Source organism: Faecalibacterium sp. DFI.5.82 (assembly GCF_029076575.1).
Lineage (GTDB): Bacteria > Bacillota > Clostridia > Oscillospirales > Ruminococcaceae > Faecalibacterium > Faecalibacterium duncaniae.
On the sequence record NZ_JARFIS010001041.1, the window covers coordinates 1 to 291 of the forward strand.

A 291-nucleotide genomic window follows, 5' to 3' on the forward strand; every position below is an offset into this window, starting at 1 on the left:
GCGTGTTGGCCAGCAGCCGGGCAATCTGGGTCTCGGTGGCGATCTTGGTGGGCATCAGGTTCAGGATCAGGATCTCCAGCGAGCGGATATGCTGGGACGCTGCCCGCTCCCGGTGCATGACAAAGACGTTTTCCTCGTACAGAGCATCGTAGGCGGGGAGCGTTTTCGGGATGATGAGGGGCATAGTGTCGTACTCCATTGGTGCGGATATTGATAGCGGCCTCGCCCTCTCCGTCACGGCTTACGCCGTGCCACCTCCCCCAAAGTGGGAGGCCTAGGCAAAACCACAAA

General features: G+C 60.1%; 1 protein-coding gene. It reads right to left on the minus strand.

All coding sequences use genetic code 11. The annotated features are described in order from the left end of the window. Positions 1-184 (minus strand): homoserine O-succinyltransferase (locus tag P0G09_RS20045; protein WP_275253552.1); only part of this gene is annotated, 184 nt, incomplete at its 3' end. Positions 185-291: the final 107 nt, after the last annotated feature.